Raw genomic sequence first — 10,072 nt, forward strand, 5'->3', positions numbered from 1 at the left:
ACGTTACCGAGCGAGGATATCGCCGCCGATTCGCCGGAGCTACCCGATGTGGGATAGGCAACTCTCGCGACTCTCAGGGGCTTCGCCCCCGAACCCCCGGGACATTCGTGGGGGCTGCGCCCCCACACCCCCAGGGGAGAGACGGGGCTCTGCCCCGAACCCCCTCGAGATTCTCGGGGGCTCCGCCCCCGAACCCCCGAGAGGGTCGGCGTCAGTTCGCGGTCTCGGACTTGAGATTCGCCATGATTTCGGCGACCGAGAGGCGCTGGGTGCCTTCGGGGTCGGGTGTGTCGCCGCGGCGACGGCGGCGGGCGGTCGCTCGGCCGACCGGGGTGGCGTGCTCCTGGTCGGGGGTCAGGCGCGGAATGGTGGCCTGGCCGTTGCCGTTCGGGGTGTCGGTGGCGTTCGAGGTGCCGTTGACCGTCACCGCCGCGGGTACGGGTTCGGGGGCCGGGGTGGGGGCCGATGCTTCCTCGGCGGCCAGCCCGGCCTCGTAGTCGGCGCGCATGGCGTCGGTGATGATCGAGGTCTCGGCGGTCACCGGGTCGTCGAAGGGGGTGGCGAAGGCGGCGGCCTCCGGGTGGGCCGGGTCGATCTTGGGGGCCATGCGGGCGCGGGGATCGTCCTCGTCCTCGGACTGGTCGGGGGATGACCAGGGGTCCCAGGGATCGGCTTCCGGCCAGTTATCGTTCGCCGCCTCGGTGGGCGCGTCGGCCTCGCGACTCGGAAGTTCTTGGACGCGAACGGCATCCGCGCGCAGGGCGGGGCGCTCGAAGGGCAGGTCGCCGTCGAAGAGGCGCTGCAGGCTCTCGCGCAGGACGGTGAGTTCGGCGCGCAGCGCCGCCATTTCCGCCGCGTCGGCGCCCACCTCGTGGCGGACCCGATGCTCGACGCCCAGCTCGTATTCGCGGCGGGCAGCAACCTCGCGCTCCAGCTGCAGTTGGTAGACCTTTTGCAGGTCACCCACTTTGGCCTTGTCGATGGCCGCTTCCCTGCGGAAACGCGTGGCAGCGAGGGCTCCGATGGCGGCCGCCCACAGCGCCGCTAGCAGGCCCACCCGGATGAGGTGAACGTTGTCACTGAAGATCAGGAAAATGCTGGCAACCAGTCCGAGAAGAAGCAGAAAGCCGGTGAAGAACTTTCCCGCATCCACCCGTCGCCGACGGGAAGCACTGCTACGGGAGGGTGAAACCATGTCCGCCAGCGTAGCTTGATCTTCCGACCAGGACCCCCACCTTGACGATCATCATGGCCAATCTGTTAGCTAGGAAGTTGCTGCTTCATCGGGCGGATCGATCGGCGCGCGGCAGCAATACTCCAGCCACAAAGCCGCCGCCACCAGCGCCACCCCACCGATCAAACCCACCACCGCGCCCGGCGTATCCGACGCTGCCGCACGCAGATCCGAGCGCTGCATGAGCAGCCACACCAGGAACCCCAGCCAGATACCGCCGACCAGCGACCCCACCTGCACCGACGCCTTGGCCAGCGCCACCGCCCGCGCCACCGTGATCGGATGCAACTGCCCGGAACCGCCGGGGCCGATCCCGTGATTGTCCTTGCGCTGCCGAATCACGAACGCCAGCACGACCTCCAGCAGCGCCACCGGAATCAGCGAGGCGCCGGAGAACACCGAGATCGGCGGGAACGACGAATACGCGATATTGGTGGCGATCCAGGCCACGACCGCCGCCAGCAGCACATTCGCGGACAGGTCCAGAATGCGAGTCGGCTTCACCGCGTCAGCTCCCCGGTCATGGCGTCCAGCCCAGCGACAGCTCGGTCCGGCGCACACCCGCCACCTCGGCGGAATCCAAGGCCGACAGCCACTCTCGCAGCGAGCGCGCCGCGCCGGTCACCGCCAGCTCCGCGTCCGGCTCCACCTCCAGCCAGGGCAGCAGCACGAACGCGCGATTGTGCGCCTGCGGATGCGGCAGTGTCAGCACCGGATCCAGGCTGCGCACCTCCACCCGGACATCGCGGCGGCGCTGCTCGGCCCACACCACGTCCACGTCCAGCGTGCGCGCGCCCCAGCGGACCTCGCGCACCCGGCCGGCGGCCTGCTCCAGCTCCTGGCCCAGCCGTAGCCAGTCCGAGGGCTCCAGGGCCGGATCCTCGGCCACCAGAACGGCATTCAGATAGTCCTGCTGCGGCACCCCGCCCCAGGGCGGCGTCGAGTACACCGAGGACACCGCCACCAGGCGCGGCCCCAGCGCCGCCACCACGCTGCGCAGGTGCGCCAGCCGATCACCCAGATTGGAACCGATGGACAGGACTACGCGGGTCACCGCTCTCTACTCCTTCGGCTCACGTCGACGGGACGTCACTACCCGGACGTCCTCGAAGGTATGCGGAATCGGCGCGAAAGGCTTGTGCAGCACCACCTCCACGGCCTGGATGCGGGGATCGGCCATGACGTCGTCGGCGATGTTCGAGACCACCGTCTCGATCAGATCGCGGGGCTCCCCCGCCACGATCGCCACCACCTGATCGGCCAGCTCGCCGTAGTGGATGGTGTCGGCGATGTCGTCGGACTTCGCGGCGGCCGCGAAGTCCGTCCACAGCGTCAGATCCACGACGAACTCCTGGCCGTCGCGCTTCTCGAAGTCGAAGACGCCGTGATGGCCGAACACGCGCAGGCCGCGCAATTCGATGCGATCCGGGCCCGATTCCAGACGGTCCGTACTCAACTCAGCTCTCTCCCGCCGCACGCAGGTACCGTTCGCGCAGTCTGCGCGCGGCATTCGTGGTGGCGTCGACGACCGCGATGGCGTCCAGCGTGGACCGCACATCGTGCACCCGCACCCCCCAGGCCCCGTGCTCGGCCGCCAGCGCCGAAATGGTGGCCGTCGCGACCTCGCGCCCGTCCGGCGGCCGGGGGCCGGTCTCGTCGGCCAGCAGGCCGCCGAGAAAACGCTTGCGGGACGCCCCGATCAGGACCGGCAGCCCCGCGTCCATCATCTCGGTCATGCGATAGAACATGCCGCCCAGCAACTCCCAGTTGTGGTCGGCGTTCTTGGCGAAACCCAGACCGGGATCCAGCACCAGCTGCGCGAGATCGACCCCGCCCGCGAGCGCGAACTCGACCTGCGCGTTCAACTCCTCCCAGACCTTGGTCACGACATCGTCGTACTCCTCGGCCGGGCCGGTGTGCTCGTAGTTGGCTTCCGCCCGCCAGTGCATGAGGATCCACGGAATCCCGGTCTCGGCAACGACTTTCACCATGTTCGCGTCGGCGCGGCCACCGGAGACGTCGTTGACCATGGACACGCCCGCCCCGATGGCGGCCTCCGCCACGCTCGCCCGCATGGTGTCCACGCTGGTCGGCACCCCGGCCGCGGCCAGCGCCCGGATCACCGGAACCACCCGCGCCGCTTCGGTTTCCGGGTCGATGCGGATAGCGCCGGGCCGCGTCGACTCACCGCCGACATCGATGATGTCCGCGCCCATCTCGTAGAGCTCGAGACCACGCGCTACCGCCAGGTCCCGGTCGAGATAGCGCCCACCGTCAGAGAAGGAATCGCTGGTGACATTCACTACGCCCATCACCACACAGGAACGTCCCCCACGCGGCTCCAGCAGGCGTGCAGTCACAACGCCTCCGCACTCCCGCACCCCAAGTTCGCGGCCCGGCTCGATTCTGGACTGACGGAGCGGGGGAGCGAAGCGGAGGAGCGGAGGAGGGAAGAATCGAGCTTGCAGGGCCGCGAACCCGCCCGGAGCGCAGCGGAGGGCAAATTGGACACAGCGCTCACTTTCGAAGGATCAGGTCCAGGGCCTCGGCCCGGGTGGTGGAGTTGGACTGCAGGGTGCCGCGCACCGCCGAGGTGGTGGTGGAGGCGCCCGGCTTGCGGATGCCGCGCATGGCCATGCACAGGTGCTCGGCCTCGATCACCACGATCGCGCCGCGCGGATCCAGTTTCGCCATCACCGCGTCGGCGATCTGCGAGGTCAGCCGTTCCTGCACCTGCGGACGCTTGGCGTACAGGTCCACCAGGCGGGCCAGCTTCGACAGCCCGGTGACCCGGCCGTGCGCGCCCGGGATGTAGCCGACGTGCGCGACACCGTGGAACGCCACCAGATGGTGTTCACAGGTCGAGTACATGGGAATGTCGCGGACCAGCACCAGTTCCTGATGCCCCTCGTCGAAGGTGGTGTTGAGCACCTCGGCCGGATCGGTGAACAGCCCGGCGAACATCTCCCGGTACGCGCGCGCCACCCGGCCGGGGGTATCGGCGAGCCCGGGACGATCCGGATCCTCGCCGACCGCGATCAGCAACTCGCGCACGGCGTTCTCCGCACGCTCCTGATCGAAAGGCCGACCGGTCTGAAGCGCGATCGGGCCGGACACGACGGTGTTGTTGGTGGCCGACAATCGACACCTCCTGTGTTGACTTGCCGCACATGCACTCGCGGCCTGGACGCGGTCGCCGACCACTCGGGCGGGCCCGGCCACAGGGTGTTCACCCTGCTGCCGGGCCCGGCCCGAGCCGGGCCGCGAACCCATCGATCGTATCGGGACCGCGGTCAGCGACGACCGTTCGGTCCGTCCCAACCGTTCTTGTCGTCCTCGTCATTCCCGGACGCCGGCGGCGCGGCCGGATACTCCGGCTGACCGTAGCCCGGCTGCTGGTACTGACCGCCGCCCGGCTGGTAGCGCTGATTGCCCGCGGGCGCCCAGCCGCCGTACGCGCCGCGCGGTTGCGGCGTCTGCGACTCGTCCTCCTGCGGCGGCCAGCCCGGCGCCGACCAACCGGCCGGAGCGCCGTAATCCGGCCGCGAACCATGCGTCGGCGCACCCGGGCGCGAGTAGCCGGGAGCCCCCTGCGGCAGCGGGTAACCCGCCGGGGCGGGAGCCGGGTAGCCGCCGCCGTACTGCGGGGCGCCGCCGTAGGCCGGTTCCGGATAGCCGTTGGCGGGCTGCGCGACCGGGTAGTTGGGCTTCGAATCCTCTTCCGGCCACGGCTCACCGCGCTCGGCGGCCAGCTCGCGCGGCGTCTTCACCGGCGGGCGGTCGGACGGGACGCGATCGCCGAAATCGTTGAAAGCCGTGATGCGCGGCCGCTTTTCGACGGTGGTGAGCACGGTCTCGAGATCCTTGCGGTGCAGGGTCTCGCGCTCGAGCAACGCGGTGGCCAGCGAGTCCAGCTCATCGCGGTACTCGTTGAGCACGGCCCACGCCTCGGTGTGCGCGGCCTCGATGAGATTGCGCACCTCCTCGTCGATCTCGCGGGCCACCTCGTGCGAGTAGTCCGAACCCTGGCCCATGGACCGGCCCAGGAACGGGTCGCCCTGCTCCTGGCCGTAGCGGACCGCGCCCAGGCGGGCGCTCATGCCGTACTCGGTGACCATGGCGCGGGCGATCTTGGTGGCCTGGTCGATATCGGACGAGGCGCCCGTGGTCGGCTCGTGGAACACCAGCTCCTCGGCCGCACGACCACCCATCGCCATGACCAGGCGGGCGATCATCTCCGAGCGGGTCATCAGGCCCTTGTCGTCCTCGGGCACCGTCATGGCGTGGCCGCCGGTGCGGCCGCGGGCCAGGATGGTGACCTTGTAGACGGGTTCGATATCGGGCATCGCCCAGGCGGCCAGGGTGTGCCCGGCCTCGTGGTAGGCGGTGATCTTCTTCTCGTGCTCGGAGATCACCCGCGACTTGCGGCGGGGGCCGCCGATGACGCGGTCGACCGACTCTTCAAGGGCCGCACCGGTGATCACGTTGCCGTGCTCACGCGCGGTGAGCAGCGCGGCCTCGTTGATGACGTTCGCGAGATCCGCGCCGGACATGCCGACGGTCCGCTTGGCCAGACCCTCGAGGTCGGCGTCGGGCGAGATCGGCTTGCCCTTGGAGTGCACCTGCAGGATCGCGCGGCGGCCGTTGAGGTCCGGGTTGCCGACCGGGATCTGCCGGTCGAAACGGCCCGGGCGCAGCAGCGCCGGATCCAGGATGTCGGGGCGGTTGGTGGCGGCCATGATGATGACGCCGGTGCGCTCACCGAAGCCGTCCATCTCCACCAGCAGCTGATTCAGCGTCTGCTCGCGCTCGTCGTGGCCGCCGCCGAGGCCCGCGCCGCGCTGGCGGCCGACCGCGTCGATCTCGTCCACGAAGATGATGCAGGGGCTGTTCTGCTTGGCCTGATCGAACAGGTCGCGCACGCGCGAAGCACCGACACCGACGAACATCTCGACGAAGTCCGAACCGGAGATGGTGAAGAACGGGACGCCCGCCTCACCGGCAACGGCCTTGGCCAGCAACGTCTTACCGGTGCCGGGCGGGCCGTAGAGCAGCACGCCCTTCGGGATCTTCGCGCCCAGCGCCTGGTAGCGCGCCGGGTTCTGCAGGAAGTCCTTGATCTCGTAGAGCTCTTCGATGGCCTCGTCGGCGCCCGCCACATCCTGGAACGTGGTCTTGGGCATGTCCTTCGACAGCAGCTTGGCCTTCGACTTGCCGAAGCCCATCATGCCGCCGCGGCCACCGCCCTGCATGCGCGCCATCACGAAGATGAACAGGCCCAGCAGAACCACCATGGGCAGCATGAACAGGAGGATCTGGCTCAGCCAGGAATCCTGCTTGACCGAGGTGTTGACCTTGGCGCCGGAATCCGTGGCGGCCTTGAAGACCTGCGCGGAAACCTCGCCGCCGCCCGGGTACTTGGCGATGATCTGCTTCTCGCCCTTGGTCGCGTCATTGCCGTTGTTCAGCGTGATGCGAATTTGCTGCTCTTTGTCGTCGATCTGGACAGAAGAGACGTTGGACTTGTCCTGGAGCTGGGAGAGCGCCACCGAGGTATCGACGCTATGCCAGCCGCGCGTGTCGTTGCTGAAATAGCTGACCAACCAGATCACGAGCAGAAAGCCCGCGACTATGGCCAGGTTGCGGAACACAGTCTTGCGGTTCATAGAGCGTCGGCCGGCGGCCAGTCCTTTCCGGGGGGTGTATCCGGTTTGCCTGCGATGCTTGCGTGGCGCGCCCGTTCCCGCGAACGGATGCGGACATGCCACGTTACCGCGTACGGTCTAGTCGATACATCGCGCAGTTCGGCAGGTAGTGCAGTTCAGCAAGTAAACGGCTGGAGAACGCGGGTGGTTCCCCGACCATCTGCGGCAACACATCGGGTCGATCACCCCCTGGTGTCGGACCGAGTGGTCACAATCATGGCATGGTCGTCCTATCGTGAGCGACGACACAACAGAGCGCAGGGGGTATGGACATAGTCGAGCTACGGACACCCACGGCGATTGTGCGTCACGGCAACGGGCGGTTGACGGTGCTGCGACCCGGAACCGACGGCGAGCGCGTGCTCGACGTGCCGGTGAGCGACCTTCTCAAGGTGCGTTTGAACCGGCGCGCCGATGACGCCGTCGTCATCGAAATCTATCTCCGATACCCCACCCCGGTGCTGACCGGAGTTCCCGCCGACCGGACCCCGCTGCCGGTGCTCATCGCCGAACACGATGTGCCCGCCGCCACCGTCATCGTCGAGCGGATCAACAATCAGATTCTGGCCACCCAGCGCCTGGACGTGGCCGCCCCCGACCTGACGCCGCCCGCGCCCTCCTGGGGCCGCACCGGGCCCGCCCGCGCCGACGTGGACCGCGCGGTCCGGCGGATGGCGCCAAAGCGGGACGCGAAACCGGCTGTGGCAGCGCTGCAGCGGTATGTCACACCCGAGGAGTACGTGCTCGAGACCGCGCTGGTCAGCACCCGGCCGCCCGCACCCCGGGCCACCGGTCTGCTCGCCGTCACCACCACGCGATTGATCTTCGTCTCGCTCGGCTCGGGTAAGCGTTTCGCCCACGAACTGCCGATCGCGACGCTGCTGTGGGCCCGCACCACCGACGATGCCGAGGCCGCGGTGCCCGGCGAGTACGGGGTCGAGGTCAGCGACGGCAATCTGACCTGGCATTTCTCCGGCACCGATCGGGCCGACACCGACCGGGTCACGGGCGCTTTGAATTTCGCCATCCAGCGTGAGGTGGCCGACGGCGCGGCCGGGCCCGCCGATCCGGGCGTGTCGAAGCTGTATTCCGAATGGGAATTACTGGTCGAGCGGCATTCGCTAGGCATGGTCGACGACTCGCAGTTCCAGCGTTACGGGCGCGGGATTCTGCGTTCCTTGCCGGACTAAATTTCGCTGACAGGTGAAAGTGGTTGGGGGCCAAGCCCCCAACCCACCACCGTTATTCGTCCGGCTGCAGATTGATGCGCCGCCACGGGCTGGTGGGCCGCATCCACAGGCGCAGCAATTCCATGCGCCGGTCCACGCCACCGGATTTCAGTTCCGCGAGGTCCTCGCACGCCTGCCAGTAGGTCCACCCGGCCAGGTACGCATCACCGAATTGCCGCCAGTTGCGGTATTTGCGCTGTGCTTGCGGCAGGGCGCGCATGAGATAGTCCCAGGCCACGTCGGCGTCGAGATAGCCCGCGGTGTAGGCCATCCGGGCCACGGCGACCACGCGGGCCAGATCCCAGGCCTGGATATCGGTGGGCAGCGGCCGGACCAGATGATCGGTGAGGCCGAGTTTGATGGCCTGCGACCAGATGTCGTAATCGCGGACCAGGGCCTCCGGATTCTCCATGCCGCGGAAGGACCCGACCTGCCGCAGGAATGCGCGATGCCGGTCGGCGCGCTCACCGAAGCGGTCGCGTTCAGGGGAGTTGATGGCCGCGGTCACCAACGGATGCACGAGCGCGTAGAGCGGACCGTGCATGCCGTCGAGCAGTTGCTCCATCGAGGCCATCGCCTCGGTGCCGTCGGTGATGCCCCACGCACCGGTCAGCGTGTCGATGGCAAGTTCGCGGCGATCGCCCAGCGGGTGCTCGCGTTCGGGGCCCAGCAGCAGCGCGTCGTGGAAGGCGTCCCAGCGGGCGGAGTAGAAGCCGCCGAGCGACAGCGCGCGCAATTCGTCGTCGGAGACCTGCGCACCCGACCAATGGTCTTCCTCGCGCTGGTCCAGCTCCGGGTAGGGAAATGTGGTCAGCGTGGGAACGTCGCGGGCGGGCATAGCACCGATTGTTCCCCATCGATCTTGGAGTGGCCCGCTATTCGCCGATCGCGTGTGCCACATCCGGCGATCCCGGCGGGTCAACGTTCCGGGTCGGGTTCGCGCGGCGCGGCGTCTCTCGGTTCCACATCGATGTGCACCGAGCCGGAGCGCACCGAGCGCAGTATGAGTACGCAGACGGCCAGAACCGCCAATAGCACGATCACGGTCGTAATGGCTGCCATGTGCTGCCCACCTCCAGCGTCCGACGCACCCGCCAGCGTAGCTGCTATTTCATGGCAAACCAGTTGGTTTGTAAAACCTGGACAAACCCTCGGCACACTCACGCAATTGGCAGAATTTTGCCCTGTCACACAAGGTAATCGGGCGCTAACCTCTGGGGGCATGAGTGGGAACATCACCCTGTTGCGCGGGCTGACGCCGGCGGCCACGGAGCAGGAAATCTACGCCGCCGCACAGGAATACGTGCGCAAGGTCGGCGGAGTATCGGGTTTGACGACGGCCACCAAGCTGGCCGTGGACAAGGCGGTGGCGGCCATTGCGGCGGCCACCACGCAGCTGCTGGCGGAATTGCCTGATCGACGGGCCTCGGAAGGTGAAGCGCCGGTGCGGCGTCGGGTCCGGGATTCCGTCGAAGAGGAAGCGAGCTAGGGCGCAGACCTCGGCGAGCCGGGCTCAGACGCCGTAGACCGCCACGCAGTCGAGCGCGATCTCCAACCGCGCGCCGCGTTGGTCGAGAGACTGACCGAGTAGTTCCTCTATGCGCTGAATCCGGTAGCGCACCGTGTTCTTGTGCACTCCGAGCAGTTTCGCGGCCGCGTCCGGACTGCGGCGGGCGCGCAGATAGGCGTGCAAGGTTTCGCGCAGTCGCGCCGACTGCGCGTCGGGCGCGGCGAGCGCGCCCAGTTCCCGGTCGACGAGGGCGCGCATGGCGGCCTCGTCCGCGCCCGCGAGGTAGGCGACCTCCACGTCCGAATAGTGCAGGACCCGCGGCATTTCGGGGCGCGCCCGGTCGCCGACGTGCCGGGCGGCCACGGCCTCGCGGTGACTGCCCCCGAATCCGGCG

The 10,072-nt window shown here is 68.4% G+C and carries 12 protein-coding genes; 2 read left to right on the plus strand and 10 right to left on the minus strand.

The annotated features are described in order from the left end of the window. Positions 1–211: 211 nt before the first annotated feature. The 7 genes from ACWELQ_RS01350 to ftsH all read right to left on the minus strand — a co-directional run bounded on the left by ACWELQ_RS01350 (position 212) and on the right by ftsH (position 6,900). The gene (locus tag ACWELQ_RS01350; protein ID WP_452395031.1) at positions 212–1,195 is read right to left on the minus strand and encodes a DUF6779 domain-containing protein; all 984 of its coding nucleotides are present in this window, start codon (positions 1,193–1,195) and stop codon (positions 212–214) included. A 69-nt stretch (positions 1,196–1,264) separates the two neighbouring features. Further along, positions 1,265–1,738, minus strand: coding sequence for a DUF3180 domain-containing protein (locus tag ACWELQ_RS01355; RefSeq protein WP_452395032.1), 474 nt, complete (start codon positions 1,736–1,738; stop codon positions 1,265–1,267). Between the two features lie 16 nt (positions 1,739–1,754). Further along, on the minus strand, positions 1,755–2,288 hold the full coding sequence (folK, locus tag ACWELQ_RS01360; RefSeq protein WP_452395033.1) for a 2-amino-4-hydroxy-6-hydroxymethyldihydropteridine diphosphokinase: 534 nt from the start codon (positions 2,286–2,288) through the stop codon (positions 1,755–1,757). A 6-nt stretch (positions 2,289–2,294) separates the two neighbouring features. Further along, on the minus strand, positions 2,295–2,690 hold the full coding sequence (folB, locus tag ACWELQ_RS01365; RefSeq protein ID WP_452395034.1) for a dihydroneopterin aldolase: 396 nt from the start codon (positions 2,688–2,690) through the stop codon (positions 2,295–2,297). 1 nt (position 2,691) lies between these two features. After that, a complete protein-coding gene (gene folP / locus ACWELQ_RS01370) occupies positions 2,692–3,546 on the minus strand; it encodes a dihydropteroate synthase (RefSeq protein ID WP_452395045.1) in 855 nt (284 codons plus the stop codon). 205 nt (positions 3,547–3,751) lie between these two features. Then, a complete protein-coding gene (gene folE, locus ACWELQ_RS01375; protein WP_452395035.1) occupies positions 3,752–4,375 on the minus strand; it encodes a GTP cyclohydrolase I FolE in 624 nt (207 codons plus the stop codon). Between the two features lie 152 nt (positions 4,376–4,527). After that, the gene (gene ftsH, locus ACWELQ_RS01380) at positions 4,528–6,900 is read right to left on the minus strand and encodes an ATP-dependent zinc metalloprotease FtsH (protein WP_452395036.1); all 2,373 of its coding nucleotides are present in this window, start codon (positions 6,898–6,900) and stop codon (positions 4,528–4,530) included. Between the two features lie 305 nt (positions 6,901–7,205). Between ftsH and ACWELQ_RS01385 the strand changes: the two genes are divergently transcribed. Then, positions 7,206–8,129, plus strand: coding sequence for a hypothetical protein (locus tag ACWELQ_RS01385; RefSeq protein ID WP_379354662.1), 924 nt, complete (start codon positions 7,206–7,208; stop codon positions 8,127–8,129). Between the two features lie 52 nt (positions 8,130–8,181). Here ACWELQ_RS01385 and ACWELQ_RS01390 read toward each other — a convergent pair whose 3' ends face one another. After that, entirely contained in the window at positions 8,182–9,006 is an 825-nt protein-coding gene (locus tag ACWELQ_RS01390) for a DUF1266 domain-containing protein (protein ID WP_452395037.1), read from the minus strand. Positions 9,007–9,086: 80 nt separating this feature from the next. Then, positions 9,087–9,230, minus strand: a complete 144-nt coding sequence (locus ACWELQ_RS01395) for a hypothetical protein (RefSeq protein ID WP_452395038.1) — start codon at positions 9,228–9,230, stop codon at positions 9,087–9,089. 160 nt (positions 9,231–9,390) lie between these two features. On the opposite strand from ACWELQ_RS01395, the gene ACWELQ_RS01400 reads away from it, so the two are divergent. Then, entirely contained in the window at positions 9,391–9,657 is a 267-nt protein-coding gene (locus ACWELQ_RS01400; RefSeq protein WP_452395039.1) for a DUF2277 family protein, read from the plus strand. Positions 9,658–9,681: 24 nt separating this feature from the next. On the opposite strand, the gene ACWELQ_RS01405 is transcribed toward ACWELQ_RS01400, so the two are convergent. Beyond that, positions 9,682–10,072: PucR family transcriptional regulator (locus ACWELQ_RS01405; protein WP_452395040.1), on the minus strand; the 391-nt coding region annotated here is incomplete at its 5' end.

It is taken from the genome of Nocardia sp. NPDC004722 (genome assembly GCF_053601505.1).